The 18,027-nt window shown below is 45.4% G+C and carries 21 protein-coding genes; 16 read left to right on the top strand and 5 right to left on the bottom strand.

Annotated features, from left to right (window positions below):
• Nucleotide 1 precedes the first annotated feature (1 nt).
• Both pheT and DEU30_RS03480 read left to right on the top strand, forming a co-directional pair.
• Entirely contained in the window at nt 2-2,389 is a 2,388-nt protein-coding gene (pheT, locus tag DEU30_RS03485; protein WP_011234640.1) for a phenylalanine--tRNA ligase subunit beta, read from the top strand.
• A gap of 3 nt (nt 2,390-2,392) precedes the next feature.
• Nucleotides 2,393-2,689 carry an integration host factor subunit alpha gene (locus DEU30_RS03480; RefSeq protein WP_011234639.1) on the top strand — a complete coding sequence of 99 codons (297 nt, stop codon included), beginning with the start codon at nt 2,393-2,395 and terminating at the stop codon, nt 2,687-2,689.
• A 44-nt stretch (nt 2,690-2,733) separates the two neighbouring features.
• Here DEU30_RS03480 and DEU30_RS03475 read toward each other — a convergent pair whose 3' ends face one another.
• From DEU30_RS03475 to DEU30_RS03465, 3 genes are all read right to left on the bottom strand, one after another.
• Entirely contained in the window at nt 2,734-3,411 is a 678-nt protein-coding gene (locus DEU30_RS03475; RefSeq protein ID WP_011234638.1) for a ChrR family anti-sigma-E factor, read from the bottom strand.
• Complete coding sequence (locus tag DEU30_RS03470) at nt 3,401-4,021, bottom strand: sigma-70 family RNA polymerase sigma factor (protein WP_034821078.1); 621 nt, start codon at nt 4,019-4,021, stop codon at nt 3,401-3,403. The genes DEU30_RS03475 and DEU30_RS03470 overlap by 11 nt, the downstream gene beginning before the upstream one ends.
• A gap of 88 nt (nt 4,022-4,109) precedes the next feature.
• Nucleotides 4,110-4,688 carry an LON peptidase substrate-binding domain-containing protein gene (locus DEU30_RS03465; protein WP_114981259.1) on the bottom strand — a complete coding sequence of 193 codons (579 nt, stop codon included), beginning with the start codon at nt 4,686-4,688 and terminating at the stop codon, nt 4,110-4,112.
• A gap of 145 nt (nt 4,689-4,833) precedes the next feature.
• Between DEU30_RS03465 and DEU30_RS03460 the strand changes: the two genes are divergently transcribed.
• From DEU30_RS03460 to DEU30_RS03410, 11 genes are all read left to right on the top strand, one after another.
• The gene (locus tag DEU30_RS03460) at nt 4,834-5,769 is read left to right on the top strand and encodes a DUF523 and DUF1722 domain-containing protein (protein WP_114981261.1); all 936 of its coding nucleotides are present in this window, start codon (nt 4,834-4,836) and stop codon (nt 5,767-5,769) included.
• 2 nt (nt 5,770-5,771) lie between these two features.
• Nucleotides 5,772-7,178, top strand: a complete 1,407-nt coding sequence (gene phrB / locus DEU30_RS03455; protein ID WP_011234634.1) for a deoxyribodipyrimidine photo-lyase — start codon at nt 5,772-5,774, stop codon at nt 7,176-7,178.
• Nucleotides 7,171-7,605, top strand: coding sequence for a nuclear transport factor 2 family protein (locus tag DEU30_RS03450; protein ID WP_011234633.1), 435 nt, complete (start codon nt 7,171-7,173; stop codon nt 7,603-7,605). The genes phrB and DEU30_RS03450 overlap by 8 nt, the downstream gene beginning before the upstream one ends.
• A complete protein-coding gene (locus DEU30_RS03445; RefSeq protein WP_011234632.1) occupies nt 7,602-8,333 on the top strand; it encodes an SDR family NAD(P)-dependent oxidoreductase in 732 nt (243 codons plus the stop codon). Before DEU30_RS03450 ends, DEU30_RS03445 begins: the two co-directional genes overlap by 4 nt.
• Nucleotides 8,330-9,604 (top strand): FAD-dependent oxidoreductase, encoded by a 1,275-nt coding sequence (locus DEU30_RS03440; protein WP_011234631.1) that lies wholly within the window; start codon nt 8,330-8,332, stop codon nt 9,602-9,604. Before DEU30_RS03445 ends, DEU30_RS03440 begins: the two co-directional genes overlap by 4 nt.
• Nucleotides 9,601-10,323 carry a DUF1365 domain-containing protein gene (locus DEU30_RS03435; protein ID WP_011234630.1) on the top strand — a complete coding sequence of 241 codons (723 nt, stop codon included), beginning with the start codon at nt 9,601-9,603 and terminating at the stop codon, nt 10,321-10,323. Before DEU30_RS03440 ends, DEU30_RS03435 begins: the two co-directional genes overlap by 4 nt.
• Nucleotides 10,324-10,344: 21 nt before the next feature.
• Complete coding sequence (locus DEU30_RS03430) at nt 10,345-11,583, top strand: cyclopropane-fatty-acyl-phospholipid synthase family protein (protein ID WP_011234629.1); 1,239 nt, start codon at nt 10,345-10,347, stop codon at nt 11,581-11,583.
• A complete protein-coding gene (locus DEU30_RS03425) occupies nt 11,583-12,083 on the top strand; it encodes a DUF2878 domain-containing protein (protein WP_011234628.1) in 501 nt (166 codons plus the stop codon). Before DEU30_RS03430 ends, DEU30_RS03425 begins: the two co-directional genes overlap by 1 nt.
• Nucleotides 12,084-12,086: 3 nt before the next feature.
• Nucleotides 12,087-12,593 carry a chalcone isomerase family protein gene (locus DEU30_RS03420; RefSeq protein ID WP_011234627.1) on the top strand — a complete coding sequence of 169 codons (507 nt, stop codon included), beginning with the start codon at nt 12,087-12,089 and terminating at the stop codon, nt 12,591-12,593.
• Between the two features lies 1 nt (nt 12,594).
• Entirely contained in the window at nt 12,595-13,122 is a 528-nt protein-coding gene (locus DEU30_RS03415; RefSeq protein ID WP_011234626.1) for a DUF3833 domain-containing protein, read from the top strand.
• Nucleotides 13,123-13,205: 83 nt separating this feature from the next.
• Complete coding sequence (locus DEU30_RS03410; protein ID WP_011234625.1) at nt 13,206-13,463, top strand: DUF3912 family protein; 258 nt, start codon at nt 13,206-13,208, stop codon at nt 13,461-13,463.
• A gap of 47 nt (nt 13,464-13,510) precedes the next feature.
• Here the strand turns inward: DEU30_RS03410 and DEU30_RS03405 are convergent, their stop codons facing one another.
• Complete coding sequence (locus tag DEU30_RS03405; protein ID WP_114981262.1) at nt 13,511-13,885, bottom strand: hypothetical protein; 375 nt, start codon at nt 13,883-13,885, stop codon at nt 13,511-13,513.
• Nucleotides 13,886-14,024: 139 nt separating this feature from the next.
• Here DEU30_RS03405 and DEU30_RS03400 point away from each other — a divergent pair, with 139 nt between their 5' ends.
• The 3 genes from DEU30_RS03400 to DEU30_RS03390 are packed head-to-tail and all read left to right on the top strand — an operon-like array spanning nt 14,025 to nt 16,463.
• On the top strand, nt 14,025-14,786 hold the full coding sequence (locus tag DEU30_RS03400) for a Nif3-like dinuclear metal center hexameric protein (protein ID WP_114981633.1): 762 nt from the start codon (nt 14,025-14,027) through the stop codon (nt 14,784-14,786).
• 16 nt (nt 14,787-14,802) lie between these two features.
• Nucleotides 14,803-15,591, top strand: coding sequence for a methyltransferase domain-containing protein (locus DEU30_RS03395; protein ID WP_114981264.1), 789 nt, complete (start codon nt 14,803-14,805; stop codon nt 15,589-15,591).
• Nucleotides 15,592-15,593: 2 nt separating this feature from the next.
• Nucleotides 15,594-16,463, top strand: a complete 870-nt coding sequence (locus DEU30_RS03390; RefSeq protein ID WP_011234621.1) for an NAD(P)-dependent oxidoreductase — start codon at nt 15,594-15,596, stop codon at nt 16,461-16,463.
• 155 nt (nt 16,464-16,618) lie between these two features.
• Here DEU30_RS03390 and DEU30_RS03385 read toward each other — a convergent pair whose 3' ends face one another.
• Complete coding sequence (locus DEU30_RS03385; protein ID WP_011234620.1) at nt 16,619-17,968, bottom strand: DUF1329 domain-containing protein; 1,350 nt, start codon at nt 17,966-17,968, stop codon at nt 16,619-16,621.
• Nucleotides 17,969-18,027: the final 59 nt, after the last annotated feature.

Below are 18,027 nucleotides of genomic sequence, written 5' to 3'. Positions count from 1 at the left end.
AATGAAATTCAGTGAACAATGGTTAAGGGAATGGGTTAACCCCGACATCAGCAGTCATGAATTGAGTGAACAGCTCAGCATGGCAGGTCTTGAAGTAGATGCTGTTGAGCCGGTTGCCGATGAATTCCATACTGTCGTCGTTGGTGAAGTGATTGAGTGTGGTCCTCATCCGGACGCAGATAAACTGCAAGTGACCAAAGTTAATGTTGGCGAAGACGAGCCGGTGGATATTGTTTGTGGCGCCTCTAACTGCCGCTTAGGCATTAAGGTTGCGGTTGCTAAAGTTGGTGCGGTATTGCCTGGTGATTTCAAAATTAAGAAAGCGAAGCTTCGCGGTCAGCCGTCAAACGGTATGCTGTGCTCGTTTAAAGAGCTGGGCCTTATTGATGAGCATGATGGCATTATTGAGCTTCCGGCTGATGCTCCGGTTGGAGAAGATTACCGTAAATACCTGCAACTTGACGACAACAGTATTGATATCGACTTAACGCCTAACCGTGGTGACTGTCTGAGTATTCGTGGTATTGCACGTGAAGTAGGGGTATTGAACCGTCTGGATGTCACAGTACCAGAAAGTAATGAAGTAACCGCTAGTATTGAAGATACGCTGAGCATTAGTTTGTCTGCGGCTGAGCAATGTCCGCGTTATTTAGGCCGTGTTATTAAAGGTGTCGATTTAACTCGTCCAACGCCGGTATGGATGACAGAAAAGTTAAGACGCAGCGGTATTCGTAGCATTGACCCGGTAGTTGATGTCACTAACTACGTGCTGCTTGAACTGGGTCACCCCATGCATGCTTTTGATCTCGACTCGCTGGAAGGGAACATTGATGTTCGCTTAGCTAAGCCGAAAGAGCAGTTGACCTTATTAGATGAGCAATTAGTTGAACTAGACGAAGACACCCTGGTTATTGCTGACGAGAAAAAAGCACTAGCCATGGCGGGGGTTTACGGTGGTAAAAACAGCGGTGTAACAGAAAGCAGTAAAAACATTTTTCTGGAAAGCGCGTTCTTTGCACCGGATGCCATCTTAGGCAAAGCGCGTCGTTACGGGTTACATACCGATGCGTCTCATCGTTATGAGCGCGGCGTAGACCCTCAGTTGCAGCGTACTGCAATGGAAAGAGCAACAGAATTATTGTTGGCGATTTGCGGTGGTGAAGCAGGGCCGGTAACCGAAGCCGTAGCAGAAGCATTTTTACCTAAGCGTGACGGCATTACCTTAAGAGCCTGCCGATTGGCGAAAGTACTGGGTGTCAGCATTGCTAATGACAATGTCACTGAAATTCTAGAGCGTTTAGGCTTTGATGTTTCATTTGACGGTGAACAGTGGCAGGTGGGCATTCCTTCATACCGTTTTGACTTAAGCATTGAAGAAGACTTAATTGAAGAAGTTGCCCGTGTTTACGGTTACAACTCAATTCAGGCTGCACCGCCGGCAGCGCAACTGCGTATGACCGAGCGCAAAGAAAGCCAGCTTAGTACCCATCAGTTGGTGGATGCTATGGTCAGTCGTGGCTATCAGGAAGCGATAACCTACAGCTTTGTCGATCCAAAGCATCAGGCACTGATGTTTGATGAAACCGCAGCGCTGACCTTGCCACACCCAATTTCGGTTGATATGTCTTCTATGCGTGTAAGCTTATGGCCGGGATTAGTCGGCGCGGTTGCTCATAATCAGAAGCGTCAGCAGTCTGTGCTGGCTTTCGTAGAAACGGGTTTGCGTTTTATTCCAGACGAGTCAGCTGAAAACGGTGTTCGTCAGGAAGCGGTTATCAGCGGTATACGTTCTGGTAAAGCGCATTCAGAGCATTGGTCGGAAGGTGACCGTCCGGTTGATTTTTACGATGTAAAAGGTGATGTTGAAGCTTTGTTGGCTCAAACAGGCAATGCTGCGGCCTTCCGTTTTGTTGCATCGCAAAATCCGGCACTGCACCCGGGGCAATCAGCGGCAATTTACCGCGGCTCTGAAAAAGTCGGTGATATCGGCGCTTTGCATCCCAAGTTTGATAAGGCTTTAGGGCTTAACCAGCGCACCTTTGTGTTTGAACTGGCGTTATCAGTCGTGACTGAGCGACCTTTACCGCAAGCTAAGCCGGTATCTCGTTATCCATCTATTCGTCGCGACCTTGCTGTTGTGGTTGATAAGGACCTTGCGGCAGGTGAGCTGATAGCTGCGATGGAAAATGTTGGCGTAAAACAGTTAGTTGACCTAAACTTGTTTGACGTTTACATCGGTGATGGTGTGGCAGAAGGTAAACAAAGCTTGGCTCTATCCGTTACTTTGCAAGACAGCGACAAAACTTTGGAAGAAGCGGAAGTCACTGAGCTTATGACTAAATTTATTGAGACATTAAAGAGTGAGTTTAATGCAACATTGAGGGATTAAACTATGGCGCTGACCAAAGCAGAACTGGCAGAAGTGCTGTTCGACAAATACGGTGTTAGTAAACAAGATGCCAAAGTGTTAGTTGAAGATTTTTTTGAAGAAATCAGAGTTGCTTTGGAAAGAGGCGAGCAGGTGAAGTTGTCAGGTTTTGGCAATTTTGAACTGCGAACTAAAAATCAGCGCCCTGGGCGTAACCCGAAAACGGGCGAGGAAATTCCTATTTCAGCGCGTCGGGTTGTCACCTTCAAACCTGGTCAGAAATTTAAAAGTCGAGTCGAAAACGCAGAACCCGAGGATTAACCTCGGGTTCTTTTTTATTTGAGTCTGTACTTAGTCGCCGGGAATTAACGAAAGAAGAGCTGGCTAAAGGGATTCAGTAACCGGCTGATACCAGACGTAAAGTGTAAAGGTGCATCCAGCGTAGCCAGAGTTAAACAGTCTTCATCCTGAGTTTCCGGAGTATGGGTACGGCTGGGGTCTAACAAAATAAAATCACCGTCCCGGTACTCGCTCTGCTCGTCATTAAAAACACCATCAATAACCAGAGTCGCCTCTTTTCCTTTATGCGTATGTTCAGGGAGTTTTGCGCCTGGTGCCATGTAAATCAAGTTCGTCTGATTTCCATTGTCCAGAGTTAATGGTGCGCGCCAGAGTTTACCGACCAGTTTCGACCACTCACCAATGCGGTGACTATTGTGCGCCAGGGTACGAGGCAGTGTAAAACGACGACCTTCCAGAGAGAGCATCTCATTCGGTTGGTGTGCTTGTTTGTTACATGCAGAAGACGCGAAAATGGCTTCCAGCATTTGGTCACACTGAGACTTGCTCATTGTTGTACTGGCAACACTAACCAATGTATCCAAATTTTCTTCACACAGCTTCTGCTCAATCTCACACACGGTTTGACGACAGGCTTTACACATATCGATGTGTGTGCCGACAACTAACGTCATTGCCGCGCTAAGATCGCCAGAGGCGTATTGATATAAAAGGCCTTCGCCTGGGTGTGATTTAATCATCATCGACTATCAACTCTTTCAATTTTTTTAATGCTAGACGAGTTCGGGACTTAATTGTCCCTAAAGGTACTCCCAGAGCGTCAGAGACTTCCTGCTGAGATTTACCTTCAATATAAATCTTCTCAATAACAACCCGTTGTGCATCGGGCAATTGAGCGTAATAAAAAGAAATTTCCTGCATCAGAACATCGTGATCCAATGCGTAACCGTCATCGAGGCTATCGTTCTGCTCGGAGAGAATCGGCCAGAGTTCATCAGCACTGATATCATCTTTGCGTTTTTTGTTCTTACGAAGCAAATCGAAGCGGATGTTACGAGCTATGGTAAATATCCAAGTAGAAGGAGAGCCACGGTCAGGCTTGAACAAGTGAGCTTTATGCCAGACGTTAGTCATGGTTTCCTGGACGAGATCCATAGCCGTTTGTTCATTACCAAATTGTCTTGTAGCGTAAGATTGTAGTTTTGGTGCAAATAACCTAAAGAGTTCACTAAAGGCAGCGCGATTTCTATTTTCTGCAATCTTTGCCAGCAGTTCCGCGGCTTTCTCGGCAGCGTCTGTCTGGGTGGTAGCCATAGACCCCCGTTTCGATGTTCTTTCTGACACCATTTGCATAATTAGACCTGCTTCTTTTCACACAATGTTCTAACTATTACGGGGTGTTGAGAAAATGGATCACCCAGATGGCAGAATGTTTACTCAATTAACGAATTAAGTCTAACAGATATTCTTTTGCTTTTAGACAACTTTCGCATCTTATCAGCTCTTGTTTTGTATAGACGTCCAGAGGCAGTATTTCAAGCCACCTTGAACAAACCCAGTCAAGTTTCTCGTAGCCGAGATCAGGTAACAACTCGGAAAGTTCCGGGTAGGTCTCGAAAGCTTCCTGTAATCGAGTCTTGAGTTTATCGGCTGCGTTATCCAGAGAAAGTTCAGGCCAGTTTTCGAGGTACTCTATTTTCCCAAACCTTAATTTATCGCTTTCAGACCAATGCTCGTCAATACGAACCCGACTTTTCCCTTCAACGGTTATACCGAGTAAGCCATCATCTCTTGGTTCAAAATCAATAATTTTCACGGTGGTGGCGTAAGGAAGAAGGTAATCGCTTGATGTCGTTGCATGTTCGTTGTTAAACATGGCCACCACAAACTCACTGTTATTTTGCAGACACTCTTTTACCAGCCTGGTGTAGCGCGGCTCGAACACCTTCAATTTCATGCGTCCGCCCGGCATTATATGCGAGGTAAGCGGGAATAGCGGTAACTGCTGATACTGCTGCATATAACCTCATTTGGCTAGTAGTTTGAACAATTAAGAAACATTACGTTGAGGTGGGTCTGGTTGGATCTTTTTTATCGAATAAATGCCAAACTATTTTTATCGATATACCGTACATTATCATCAGTGAAATTCAACAGGGGTTAAAATGGTAAAGTTAAAAGTGGGTATTAGTTCCTGTTTAATGGGCGACGAGGTCCGGTTTGACGGGGGACACAAGAAGTCCGCATTCTGTGTTGATGAATTAAGTCGACACATTGAACTGGTACGGTTTTGCCCGGAAGTTGGTATTGGAATGCCGGTGCCAAGACCGACTATTCGCCTTGAGCAACATGACGATGTACAGGCGGTAGTGCCCAAAACCGGTGAAAATGTTACGTCACAGCTAGCTGCCTTTGCCGATAAGGTTCAGGTTAAAGTAGAGCAGTTAAGCGGTTATATTCTATGCGCAAAATCTCCCAGCTGCGGTATAGAGCGGGTCAAGTTATATGATCCGGAAACCGGGCATGCACAAAAAGCTGGAATGGGAATTTTTGCCGCGCGGCTTAAAGAAAAGAATCCCGCTTTGCCTTTAGAAGAAGATGGCCGGCTCAATGACCCGCATTTACGTGAAAACTTTGTGATGCGGGTTTATGTGTTTAGTCAATGGAAAGAAATGACGCAGAAGCTTTCCAAACATCAGCTTTTGCAGTTTCACCAGCGCTGCAAGCTACTTTTGTTAGCACATAATCAGCAACGTTACCGCGAGTTGGGTAAACGTCTGGGAGAACAAGAAGTCATCGACAGTGCCTTTGCGGAGCAATATATCATTGATGTGATGGACGCTTTATCAAAACCAGCGTCGCGCAAGAACCACACCAATGTGCTTCAACATATCCAGGGTTATTTTAAAGCGGATCTCGCCCATGAAAGACGAGAAGAGCTGAGTGATATCATTCTCCAGTATCACGATGGCATTCTCCCTCTGATGTCCCCTCTAACGTTAATACGACATTATTTGCGCGAGTTTCCGAAAGAATATTTAGAAGGGCAATGGTATCTGACGCCATATCCCGATGATTTAAAATTACGTTATGGGCTGTAGTGATGCGAGAAGCAATTTGGTTTCGTAGTGATTTAAGAATTTTAGACAACCCGGCCGTGTTTTCTGCATGCCACGGCGATGAGCCACCCTTGGCTATATTTTTTGTGTGCCACGAAACCTGGAAAAGCCATGACTGGGCACCGATAAAAGTTGACTTTATTTGGCGAAACTTAGAATGCCTGCAGCAGGATTTAGCCGAAAAGGGCATTGAACTGCAAGTGCAGTTAGTACCCAAATTCAGTCAGGTTCCAGGGGCTTTACGATCCTTTTGTCGGGAAAATAAAATTGCCCGGGTACATATTAATGCGGAATATGCGCTGGATGAAAAGCGTAGAGACGCGGCTACCAATGCGGTACTAAGCAATGATGATATTGAACTGGTTTCGCATCATGGTAACTTGTTGGTGTCGCCCGGAGAGGTCAGAACACAACAAGGTGACTACTACAAAAAGTTCACGCCTTTTAACCGGCGGTGGCGACAAGTATTAAGCGAAAAAACTTACAGCGAACCGCTGCAAATTAAATCTTATTCTCGAGTTACCGCAAAAGGCCTGCCTGAATGCCCGTTGGGGAGAAAAGATTCGTCTGACTGGAGTGCCGGCGAGCAACAAGTTTTGGGGAAACTGGGTCAATTCGTTGGCCACAGCGTTGATGATTATCAACAAGCCCGAGACTTGCCGGCTGAAAACGGAACCTCACAACTTTCCGCTTATTTGGCGCAGGGCGTTATCGGACCGCAGACGGCTGTCCGGGCATTACACAAGTTTTCGCCGGAGTTTCCGTTTGGGCTTGCTTCCGGGGCTGATACCTGGCTTACGGAACTGGCGTGGAGAGAGTTCTATCAGCATTTAATGTACTTTGTGCCGCGTTTATCAAAAGGTGAGAGCTTTCAGTCTGAAACTGACAGCATTCAGTGGTTAGAGGACGATGACGCTTTCCAACGCTGGTGTGATGGCCGAACCGGGTATCCAATTGTTGACGCCGGAATGCGTCAATTGACATCAACCGGATGGATGCACAACCGCTTAAGAATGATTACAGCTAATTTTCTGGTAAAAGATCTATTAGTGGATTGGCGAAAAGGTGAAGCCTTTTTCATGCAGCATTTAATTGACGGGAGCTTTCCGGCAAACAATGGCGGCTGGCAATGGAGTGCTTCGGTCGGAACTGACGCCGTTCCATATTTTCGTGTTTTTAATCCGGTTAAGCAAAGTGAGAAATTTGATCCTGACGGGCAGTACATTCGTAAATGGGTAGAGGAACTTAAGGAAGTACCAACAAAGTATATTCACTGGCCTCATAGTTGGCTTCAGCAACAAAGCAGTAATAACTATTGCGACCCCATGGTCGAGCACAAGTTTGCTCGTGAACGATTCCTAACAACGTTTAAGCAGGTGAAAAATGGATAACAGTGAATTAGTCGAAAAACTCAAAGAGTTCTACGATGAGCTGAAAACCGAAAACCTTGATGATCTGGATGAGTTATACCATGACGAAATTTCGTTTACTGATCCAATACAACATGTCGTCGGGCTGGACGACTTTCGCAAGTATCTAAAACACACAATGGAAAACGTTGAGTATTGTCACTTTGCCTTTGACGATGAATGCGTTGGGGAAGAGCAGGCGTTCCTTACATGGCAGATGCGTTACGCACACCCCAAGCTCGCCAATGGCATGGAAATTATTCTGCCGGGAGTTTCGTATTTAACCTTTGAAGACGGCAAAATCAGAGAACAAAGAGATTATTACGATCTCGGCGCAATGCTTTATGAACACGTACCGCTAGTCGGCTATGTCATTGATAAAATTAAAAATAGGCTAACAGACGAATGAAAGTCTTAATTACTGGAGCTTCATCAGGTATTGGGCGCCAGCTGGCTCTGGATTATGCAGCTGACGGCAATGACGTTGTTGTGTGCGGAAGAAATAACGACGCGTTGTCAGAGGTACAAAAACAATACCCTGAAAAAATAACCTGCAGCGCCTTTGATATTACCAACAAAGAATCGGCGAAAAGTGCTTTAGCACAAATTAACGGTATTGATGTCGCCATACTGTGCGCGGGCGTGTGTGAATACCTCGACGTTAAAGCGTTCGATGCCGACATGTTCGAGCGTGTGTTTAAAGTGAATGTATTCGGCACAATGAATTGCGTGGAAGCCTTGCTTCCTCAGTTCAATGACTCAGCGCGTCTGGTCATTGTTGACAGTCTGGCGAGACTTCTCCCGTTTACCCGGGCTCAGGCTTATGGCGGTTCGAAAGCGGCAATGCACTATATTGCCCGGGGACTGGAAGTTGATTTGAAATCTCAGGGAATCAAAGTTCAAACCGTATCACCCGGGTTTGTGAAAACACCAATGACTGATGCCAATGATTTTGAAATGCCAATGCGCGTTGACGTTGAATTTGCGTCGAAGGCAATAATAAAAGGTATTAATAAAAACAAACGGGACATCGCATTTCCGTGGCTATTTAGTAGCCTTCTGAAGTTAATGTCTATTTTGCCGGAAGGCTTACAAGTGAAACTATCAGAACAAATGGCAAGGAAGCAGTCGTCATGAAGATAGCCGTTATTGGAAGTGGTATTGCGGGTCTTACCAGTGCTTATTATTTAAGTCGTGAACATCAAGTCAGTGTATTTGAGAAAAATGACTATATTGGCGGGCATACATGCACCAGCGATGTAAAAATTAATGGCAGTATGTATGCTGTGGATACAGGCTTTATCGTTTTTAATGACAAGACGTATCCACGCTTTAAACGCTTGTTGACAGAGCTGAAAGTGGCCTGGCGCGACACTGAAATGAGCTTTAGTGTACGTGATCCTAAGTCGGGACTGGAGTTTAACGGACATAACTTAAATACACTGTTTGCACAGCGGAAAAATTTGTTTAGCTTGTCTTTTTACCGTTTGTTACGGGGGATTCTGAAATTTAACGCTGCCGCTAAAAGCGCGTTAGAAGAGGATGTCAGCGAAGCGGACAATGTCACGTTGGCAGAATTTCTTACTCGGCACGATATTCCGGAATCGGTCTCGCAGTACTACTTATTACCAATGGTTTCGGCTATATGGTCTGCAAGCCTGGCCGATGCGAAGGACTTTCCTCTGGGCTTTTTCTTACGTTTCTTTGATAACCATGGGTTATTGAATGTTAGCGACCGTCCTCAGTGGCACACGCTGGTTGGTGGTTCTCACGCGTACATTCCTATGCTGACCGAACCGTTTAAAGAAAGGCTTGAGCTAAACAGTGAAATTGTTGCGGTTAAGCGCCAACAGGAACAGGTTGTTCTTGTTTTTAGTAATGGCGAGGAACGGTATTTTGATGAAGTGGTTTTCGCCTGTCACAGTGACCAGGCGCTTGCTTTACTTGACGATGCCAGCCCCGACGAAAAACGTATTCTTGGTGAGATAAAATATTGCCCGAATGAGGTTGTTCTGCATACAGACGAGAATTTGTTACCCAGAAACCGACGTGCCTGGGCAAGTTGGAATTACCTATTAAGAGAAGATGATGCAGCAGAAGAACAACCCAGTTCAGTAACCTATAATATGAATATCCTGCAAGGGTTGCAGTGTGATAAAACCGTATGCGTTACATTGAATAATACAGCTGCCATTGACTCTGATGAGATTATTAAAACCTTTACCTATGAACACCCGCAATATTCTGTTCAGTCTTTAAAAGCCAGAGCAGAACGAAATGCGATTTGCGGAAAGAACAGCACCCATTTTGTTGGTGCTTATTGGTATAACGGTTTTCATGAAGACGGCGTAAGAAGTGCTATTGATGTTGCTAACCGTTTGAATACTGAAGCGATTGATAACTCATGAAGAGCGCCATATATTGGGGCGATGTTTTTCATGTAAGACATCGCCCCAAACATCATGCCTTTAATTACCGTTTTCAACAATGGTGTATTGATTTATCTGAACTCGATCAAGTCAGTTCTATAAGCCGTTGGTTATCCTGTAACAGTTTTGCTCCCCTTTGGTTTCGTCGAAAGGACTACCTAAAAGATGAAGAGGGCAATTTACACCAGGCGGCACTAAAGAAAATGTCCTCCCTTGCCGGAAAAGATTTAACCGGTCAGGTTCTATTTGTCGGTAACTTACGTACCTTTGGAATTTTTTTTAGCCCCATTAATTTGTATTTTCTTCGGCAGGACAATGACGAATATACGCACATGTTAGCTGAAGTCAGTAATACGCCCTGGCTGCAACGTCATTATTACTTGGTCGATTTGTCAGAAGAGTGTCCTGAAACCGTAAAGCAATTCCACGTTTCTCCATTTAATCCTATGGATATGACCTACCACTGGCAGATAGAGCCACCCACCGAGAGTTTAAAAGTCACTCTAAGCGCCCACCAGCAAGAGAAAGATTTTGTTGCCGGTATGAAATTAAATAGACAACCGCTAAACCGTACTGAAGTTTACCGCGTATTAAGAACAACACCTGTTATGGCTCTAAAAATTATTGGGGGCATTTATTGGCAGGCGTTAAAGCTTTTTATCAAGCGGGTTCCATTTTACGGAAACCCTGGTAACTAAAATAATTAGAAGGCAGTTTGTATGTCCAGTGGTGAAACAACTATGGTAGCGCCTATTCAGTATGGTGTGTTGGATAAGCTTTTCCGAACTATCGCTTTTAAACTACTAGCTCATTTGCAGTATGGGCAGTTGACGATAAAAGAGAAAGGCACGTTCATTGAAACTTTCGGGCATTCCGATAAAGACCTGAACGCTGAAATTGACGTGAAGGATTCATCTTTTTACCGTCGCCTGGTTACTGGTGGCAGTATTGGTGCAGCCGAGTTGTATATTGATAAGCATTGGGATACCCCCGATTTAACCTCGGTTATTCGTATTTTTGCCCGTAACTTACCGGCCTTAGATAAACTAGAAACGCGACTGGCCTGGTTAACTTTTCCCTTTAATAAATACCAGCATTGGAGTAATCGTAACCACAAAGGACAGGCAAAAAAGAATATCTCCGCTCACTACGATCTGGGCAACGAGCTTTATACCCGTTTTCTTGATAGCGCCATGCAATATTCCAGTGGTTTATTTAAAGAGCCTGCCGACTCACTGGAGCAAGCACAGTGCAATAAAATGCAGCGCTTATGCGATTCGCTTGATTTAAAGGCGCAAGACCACTTGTTGGAAATAGGCACGGGCTGGGGTGGCCTGGCCATTTATGCGGCCAAAAACTATGGTTGCAGGGTAACCACGACGACCATTTCTGATGAGCAGTTTCAGTACGCTAAGCAGCAAGTTGAAGCGGCGGGCTTGTCCGACAGAATTGAACTGTTGAAACGTGACTACCGTGACTTAGAAGGGCAGTACGACAAGTTGGTCTCGGTTGAAATGATAGAAGCGGTAGGAAAGGAATACTTACCGACTTTTTTCAAAACCTGCAACAAACTGTTGAAAGAAGACGGAAGAATGTCGTTACAGGCTATCACTATTGCCGACCAGCGAGCGAAATCCTATGCTCGCTCTGTAGATTTTATTCAAAAGCATATCTTCCCCGGTGGTTTTCTTCCGTCTTTAAGCCAAATGACGCAACTGTTTACGCGTTACACCGACTTGGTGGTACGTGACGTGCACGACTTCGGTCTGAGTTACGCAAAAACCCTGAGACAGTGGGAAGAGCGTTTTAACGCCCATGAAAGCGAGCTCGAAAAGCTTGGCTACGATGAACGCTTTTCCAGACTTTGGAACTACTATTTCAGCTATTGTGAAGGTGGCTTTCTGGAACAACGGGTATCGGTTGTTCAGGTTACCGCCAGCAAATCGCAGGCCTACTAATGACTTCTATTCAGCATAAAATTGTCAGTTTTGTTCTGTTCAATGCGCTTTGGTTAAGTGCCGTTTCCGGCCGTGAGAACTATATTGTGCTTAGTGGCGTTTTATTAGCCTTGCAATTTTTCTATAGCATTGCCGTAGCCAGGGTCAGCTGGACCTTAATTTTGCGGCTGTTTGCGGTTGGATTATTGCTGGAAGCAATTGTGATTAGCCTGGGCGTTATCGATTTTGCCGGAGGATACTTTCCTTTGTGGTTGGTTATGCTGTGGCTGGGTTTTTCATCTATGGCACCGGTTGCACTGGACTGGATTGCACCTAAACCTGCAATAGCTGTTCTGCTCGGTGCTGTTTCAGGTCCTCTAAGCTATGTTGCAGGAATAAAGCTTAATGCAGCAACCGTTAACTCAATGCCCGTTGTTATTGCCTGTTATGCCGCTGTATGGGGACTAATGATGGCGTATTTTGTTTTTTCCATGTCACCTAAGAAAGAACAGGGAGTGTAGAGTATGAGATTCATTTTATGCGGAATTATTGCGCTTTTCAGCCTTAATTCCTATGCCGCTGAATGCACCGCTTCCGTACCCGATGACTTTTCTAAAGTTGGGCAAACTCGGCTCAGCGTGTATTTCTGGGACGTTTATGATGCCACTTTATATAGCCCGTCAGGTAAGTATAAGCAGGACGAACGACAAGCTTTGTTACTGGCGTACCTGCGTGATATTAAGGCGAAAGATCTTATCGAGACAACGGAAGAAGAATGGCAGAAGCTGGAACTGAATAGCGATAAACATGAGCAATGGTTAGAAAAACTGGACTCCATCTGGCCTGACATTAAAGAGGGCGACTGCCTGCTCTTAGTTGAGAAGAAAGACGGGACAGCAGAATTTTACCAGGGCGATAAGTTGCTGGGCGAAATTGAAGATAAAGACTTTACTGAGCAGTTTTTAGCTATTTGGTTGTCGGAAAATAGCCGTTTTGAATCTGAGCGCAATGAACTCATTGGGGAGAAATAAAATGAAGGCTTTAAAGGTTTTAGGTTTTACTGTTTTACTCAGTTTGCTTGCGGCGTGCTCAACCGGCATTGATGCCTATAAATCAGCAGAGCCAAAGTTAAAGCTTGAAGAGTTCTTTAACGGTGAATTGGTTGCGTATGGTATGGTTCAGGACTACAGCGGTGAAGTGATTCAGCGTTTCGAGGTAACCATGACAGGTACCTGGGAAGGTAACGAAGGCGTTCTCGATGAACATTTTACTTATGCTGATGGTCGTGAGCAGCAACGAGTCTGGCACATAACGAAAACCGGTCCGAATAGCTATGAAGGGCGTGCAGACGATGTTGAAGGCGTTGCTAAAGGTACAACAGCAGGCAATGTTCTTAACTGGGAGTACCAACTGGAAGTTGTGGTAGACGGCGAGCCTCTGGTATTGACGCTGGATGACTGGCTGTATCTTATTGATGAGAACAATATGATCAATCGTACCGACATGTCTAAATGGGGCTTCCCTGTTGGTGAGATAACGCTTTATATTGGTAAGAAATAAATATCAAGAATCTCTGTCGGTGACCGATAATAGGAGTATAATCCTGGTATTGATATAGCCTTATAAGGTTTAGGGAAACGGCAGTGGCAATTAATTATCCGACATTTTCTTATAACAACCCCCGAATACAAGGGCAGACGATTTTTATTAAGCGTGGACCGCATCAGGGGAAGTTAGGAATTATAGCAAAAACACTGGATAACGACCGCTTCCTGGTGTCTCAGGCTGACTTTGGTTCTGAAAAAGTCATTTTTAAACGTAGCGACTTTCTGGTGCACCGTTACCGTAAAATTAGAGTTCCAATAGATCGCGTTGCCGGCAAAAATCCGGACGTTCTATAACGAAAAAAGCGACCATTAAGGTCGCTTTTTTTACTTATAGCGGTGGCTTACGCACTGCCTCGGGGTAAACGACAATCGCTGTCTTTACCTTCTAGCTTTTGCTTCCACAGTTCTTTTGCGGTTAAGCCGCCAGAGCTGGATTTTTTCGCTGAAGATTGCTTAGCCGAAGATTTCTTCGCAGCAGGCTTTTTCGCTTCTGCTTTTTTGGGTTCAGTCTTCTTCGGCTCCGACTTTTTAGGCGCAGACTTTTTCTCTTTACCAAGCGCTTTTGCGTCGTCAGCTAATTGACTCAGGCGTACATTTTTGCCTCCATCAACGCTATACCAGCCGTTACTGCTTTCAATTTTAGGCTTTTTACCGTGAGCTTTTTGATAAGCTTCCGTGTATTCAGCGATTACCTTATCTTTGTCCAGGTTGCTCATTCAAGTGTTCCTTTATTCAAGGTTTGGTTTAAAAGTATTGTATAAAAATGCTTCGCTATTCGTTTATACCGTTTTTTCGGATTATTGTCTAATTTCGGGTAAACTGAAGCCATTCAACGAAGCAATTTGGTTTTTAGATATGCCGATAAATAGAAATGAATTACAGAATTATCTTAATAAACTATTAAACAGTGAGCAGATTAAAGACTATTGTCCTAATGGACTGCAAGTAGAGGGCAAATCTGAAATTCAGAAAGTGGTCAGCGGGGTAACAGCATGCCAGGCTCTGGTTGACAGAGCTGTTGATGAGAAAGCCGATGCGATTCTGGTTCATCATGGCTATTTCTGGAAGGGCGAGCCGGCGGAAATTGTTGGTATGAAAAAGCGGCGCTTACAGCAGCTGTTGAAGCATGATATCAATTTATTTGCCTATCACTTACCGCTGGATGTTCACCCTGAGCTTGGAAACAATGCGCAGTTGGCCAAACTGATGAATTGGCAATTCGATGGGCCGGTGGATCCTTCTGATCCGGCATGCCCGCTGGTAACCGGTCAGTTAGCTAAATCCATTTCCTGCGATGAGTTTGCCAATGAACTGGAACAGCGCTTAGAGCGGTCGCTGGTTTGTCGTGTCGACAGTTTGAATAAAATTAAGAAAGTAGCCTGGTGCACTGGTGGTGGACAAGGTTTCATTGACAGAGCCGCTCAGCTTGGTGTCGACGCTTTTATTACCGGTGAAGTCTCAGAGCCAACCATCCACAGCGCCAGGGAGCAGGGTATCGCATTTTTTGCGGCCGGGCATCACGCCACCGAGCGTTACGGCGCAAAAGCGCTGGGCGAGCACTTAGCAAGTCAGTTTGAACTGGATGTTAAGTTTATTGATATTGACAGTCCGGCCTGATGAAAAGAAGCCTTTAATGAATAAAAAGAAGCAAGAACGCGGCGACTTTAGCGGTATCAGCCAAAAGTTCTCTAAATCCATTTATGACACCACTAAGGGACAACTCAGGGTTGAGGTGCTCAAGCGCGATTTAGCGCCGCTGTTAGCGACTGAGCCATGTTTAGTGCTTGATGTAGGAGCCGGCCTTGGTCAGGTGAACCAGTGGTTTCAGGAAAAAGACTTTGCGGTGGTGCATTCTGATCTTTCAACCGAAATGGTTGAAGAAGCTGAGCGCCGTCACAAAGCGGCAGGCCTGGGGCATAAGTGCAAATATGTTGCGGCAAGTTTAACCGAGCTTGCTAATCAGCAACCGCTAAGTCAATACGATATTATTCTCTGCCACGCCGTGCTGGAATGGCTGCCGGATACTGAGCTCGCCATTCATCAACTGGCTTCATTATTAAAGCCTGGCGGCAAACTGTCACTTATGTTTTATAACTACCACGCCAAGCTTTTTGCTAACGCTATTTACGGCAACTTTGATTATATTGAGCGCGGCCTGAAGGTAAAAAAGACTGTTCGTTTGAGTCCTGAGAATCCAGCCGTACCGGAGCAGGTTGGCTGCTGGTTAGAGCAAGAAGGGTTAAACGTTCAGCAAAAGACCGGTGTTCGCTGTTTTCATGACTATTTACGCGACCTGACTCATCAGCAACGGTTCGATGAGCTACTGGCACTGGAGATGAAATACAACCAAATGTCCCCTTATCGTGAGCTGGGACGTTATCAACACTGGCTTATAGAAAAACCGAATTGTCAGGAGGAATGACTATGTCGAAGCAATGTGCATTTATTGGATTAGGCGTTATGGGTTACCCAATGGCCGGTCACTTACAAAAAGCGGGCCATAAGGTAACGGTTTATAACCGCACTCAGGCTACAGCCGAAAAATGGGCAAAGGAATACTCCGGACACTGCCAGCCCACCCCGGCTGAAGCGGTTAAAGAAGCTGACTTTGTTATGGTTTGTGTTGGTAACGATGACGATGTACGCAGTGTATTTTATGGTGACGACGGCATATTGGCGAATTTAAAACCCGGAGCTGTTGTTGTTGACCACACTACGGCTTCTGCTGAATTGGCACGAGAGCTGGAACAAGCTGTAAATGAAAAGCAGGGCAGCTTTTTAGATGCGCCGGTTTCAGGCGGCCAGGCCGGAGCGGAAAACGGTGTTTTAACCGCGATGATCGGTGGTGAGCAGCAAACTTTTGAAGCTGCAGACGAGCTTTTCCAATGCTATGCCAAAACTCGTCAACTGATGGGACCTGTCGGTAGTGGACAATTAGCGAAAATGGTCAATCAGATTTGTATTGCCGGCGTTTTGCAAGGCTTGTCTGAAGGGCTTCAACTGGCACGTAAAGTCGGCTTAGATCCTGATAAGCTTATTGCGGCTATTAGTCAGGGCGCTGCAGGCTCCTGGCAGATGGAAAATCGCTATAAAACCATGTGGAATAACCACTACGAGCATGGCTTTGCTGTAGACTGGATGCGTAAAGACTTAAAAATAGCCTTGGCTGAGGCCGACCGTCAGGGCTTGTCGCTGCCGGCGACTGCATTAGTTGACCAATTCTATGCTGACGTTCAGAAAATGGGTGGCAGTCGCTGGGATACATCGAGTCTTCTGGCTCGTCTGGAGAAGTAGCCTGATGCTATTGCATCAGGTGAGGTGATCCGTAACAACCGAGATGCTGCTGCCTTCTTACGTAATAACGTCAAGCTACATAGAACTCACCAGGCTGCGGACATTAAAAAAGGAGACTCGAATGAGTCTCCTTTTTCCGTTTTAGCGGTATTAACTTATCTGAAGCCTTTACGACGTAATGCGTTAGTACTGAAGTCTTCACGGTTTGGAGAAATATCCCATTCCATGTAAGTACTTTCTTCATTACCCAGACCCAGAGAAATATAACGTCCAGAGTCTAAGTCATATAACGCTTCTGCAGCCATCCACGGAACGTCCTGATTATAGAACTGAGTATTCAGAGCTTCACCAACACGCCATAGTTCGCCACGTCCGTCGTAGTGATCAACCAGTGACGCTGTCCAGGTATCTTCATCAAGGTACATTGTACGCTTAGAGTAGATATGGCGTTCACTGTCTTTAAGACTACCTTCAACCACCCAAACACGGTGTTTTTCATAACGGATCAAGTCCTGATTCATATGACCAGCTTTAATGATTTCGTCATAACTCAGTTCAGGATCCATGATCTTGAAGTTGTTGTAAGGAATATAAACTTCTTTTTTACCTTTTAATTCCCAGTTGTACTTATCTGGTGCACCGTTGTACATATCGAGGTTGTCAGAAGTACGTAAGCCATCTGCTGCAGTGCCTGGTCCGTCATAAGCAACGTTAGGTGCACGACGAACGCGACGCTGACCGGCATTATAAATCCATGCGCGACGGCCTTCTTTTACCTGGTTAATGGTTTCATGAACCAGCAAAACCGTACCGGTTAAGCGAGAAGGAGCTTCAACTTCCTGCATAAAATAAAACAGAACGTTGTCGTCAGCTTCCTGGCGACCGGTTTCTAAGTACTCAGGGAATACCAGGGTTTCTTTAAGTTCTACCGTGGTGTAGTTACCGTTAGACAGAACCGGGAACTGCGCTACGTTACGAGTAACTGCGCCGCCACGGTAACGAGTAATATGGTTCCATACAGCCTCTAACCCATTTTCCGGAATAGGGAACGGAATGGTGGTATCAAAGTTTTCGACGCCGTTACCACCGGCAACCATTTCTGCATTTTCTGCGTTGGATTTAATTTTAGGCCAAAGTTCATCCGGATAAGTTGCCGAACGACGGGTTGGATACACAATCATTTTATAGTCTGAGTATTTATCGAACATAGCGATTTGGCCTTCGCTCAGATGTTCTTTGTGCTCATCCAGGTTATCGTGAGTGATGGTAAACAAAGGTTTATCATCAGCATACGGGTCATTACCGCGAACAACTTCAACCGCGTGATCGGAGTAACCACCATCCCAGGCTGGGATAGAGCCGTCGGCGTTTGCCGCTTTTTCAGCACCAATAGGGGTTAGGTCCTGACCAAGCCGTGCGGCTTCTTCTGGTGATACTTTCGCCGCAACGCTCGCGGAAATCACCGATATGGCAAAAACGCCAGCTTTTAGCATCAGTTTATTCATTATAATTTTCCTTGTTGTTCTACTTTCCAACATCACTTTGCCAGAGGACTGACCTCTCA

It is taken from the genome of Idiomarina sp. 017G (assembly GCF_004362265.1).
Lineage (GTDB): Bacteria > Pseudomonadota > Gammaproteobacteria > Enterobacterales > Alteromonadaceae > Idiomarina > Idiomarina loihiensis.
This window is presented reverse-complemented; position numbering and strand designations above follow the sequence as displayed.

Excerpts from the sequence above, each read along its gene's own strand:
- DEU30_RS03385 (WP_011234620.1), bottom strand. The coding sequence starts at position 17,968 with ATGAATAAACTGATGCTAAAAGCTGGCGTTTTTGCCATATCGGTGATT.
- DEU30_RS03425 (WP_011234628.1), top strand. The coding sequence starts at position 11,583 with ATGACTTCTATTCAGCATAAAATTGTCAGTTTTGTTCTGTTCAATGCG.
- DEU30_RS03465 (WP_114981259.1), bottom strand. The coding sequence starts at position 4,688 with ATGCAGCAGTATCAGCAGTTACCGCTATTCCCGCTTACCTCGCATATA.
- DEU30_RS03445 (WP_011234632.1), top strand. The coding sequence starts at position 7,602 with ATGAAAGTCTTAATTACTGGAGCTTCATCAGGTATTGGGCGCCAGCTG.
- DEU30_RS03420 (WP_011234627.1), top strand. The coding sequence starts at position 12,087 with ATGAGATTCATTTTATGCGGAATTATTGCGCTTTTCAGCCTTAATTCC.
- DEU30_RS03405 (WP_114981262.1), bottom strand. The coding sequence starts at position 13,885 with ATGAGCAACCTGGACAAAGATAAGGTAATCGCTGAATACACGGAAGCT.
- DEU30_RS03440 (WP_011234631.1), top strand. The coding sequence starts at position 8,330 with ATGAAGATAGCCGTTATTGGAAGTGGTATTGCGGGTCTTACCAGTGCT.
- phrB (WP_011234634.1), top strand. The coding sequence starts at position 5,772 with ATGCGAGAAGCAATTTGGTTTCGTAGTGATTTAAGAATTTTAGACAAC.
- DEU30_RS03400 (WP_114981633.1), top strand. The coding sequence starts at position 14,025 with ATGCCGATAAATAGAAATGAATTACAGAATTATCTTAATAAACTATTA.
- DEU30_RS03460 (WP_114981261.1), top strand. The coding sequence starts at position 4,834 with ATGGTAAAGTTAAAAGTGGGTATTAGTTCCTGTTTAATGGGCGACGAG.
- DEU30_RS03450 (WP_011234633.1), top strand. The coding sequence starts at position 7,171 with ATGGATAACAGTGAATTAGTCGAAAAACTCAAAGAGTTCTACGATGAG.
- DEU30_RS03435 (WP_011234630.1), top strand. The coding sequence starts at position 9,601 with ATGAAGAGCGCCATATATTGGGGCGATGTTTTTCATGTAAGACATCGC.
- DEU30_RS03480 (WP_011234639.1), top strand. The coding sequence starts at position 2,393 with ATGGCGCTGACCAAAGCAGAACTGGCAGAAGTGCTGTTCGACAAATAC.
- pheT (WP_011234640.1), top strand. The coding sequence starts at position 2 with ATGAAATTCAGTGAACAATGGTTAAGGGAATGGGTTAACCCCGACATC.
- DEU30_RS03430 (WP_011234629.1), top strand. The coding sequence starts at position 10,345 with ATGTCCAGTGGTGAAACAACTATGGTAGCGCCTATTCAGTATGGTGTG.
- DEU30_RS03395 (WP_114981264.1), top strand. The coding sequence starts at position 14,803 with ATGAATAAAAAGAAGCAAGAACGCGGCGACTTTAGCGGTATCAGCCAA.
- DEU30_RS03415 (WP_011234626.1), top strand. The coding sequence starts at position 12,595 with ATGAAGGCTTTAAAGGTTTTAGGTTTTACTGTTTTACTCAGTTTGCTT.
- DEU30_RS03390 (WP_011234621.1), top strand. The coding sequence starts at position 15,594 with ATGTCGAAGCAATGTGCATTTATTGGATTAGGCGTTATGGGTTACCCA.
- DEU30_RS03470 (WP_034821078.1), bottom strand. The coding sequence starts at position 4,021 with ATGCAAATGGTGTCAGAAAGAACATCGAAACGGGGGTCTATGGCTACC.
- DEU30_RS03475 (WP_011234638.1), bottom strand. The coding sequence starts at position 3,411 with ATGATGATTAAATCACACCCAGGCGAAGGCCTTTTATATCAATACGCC.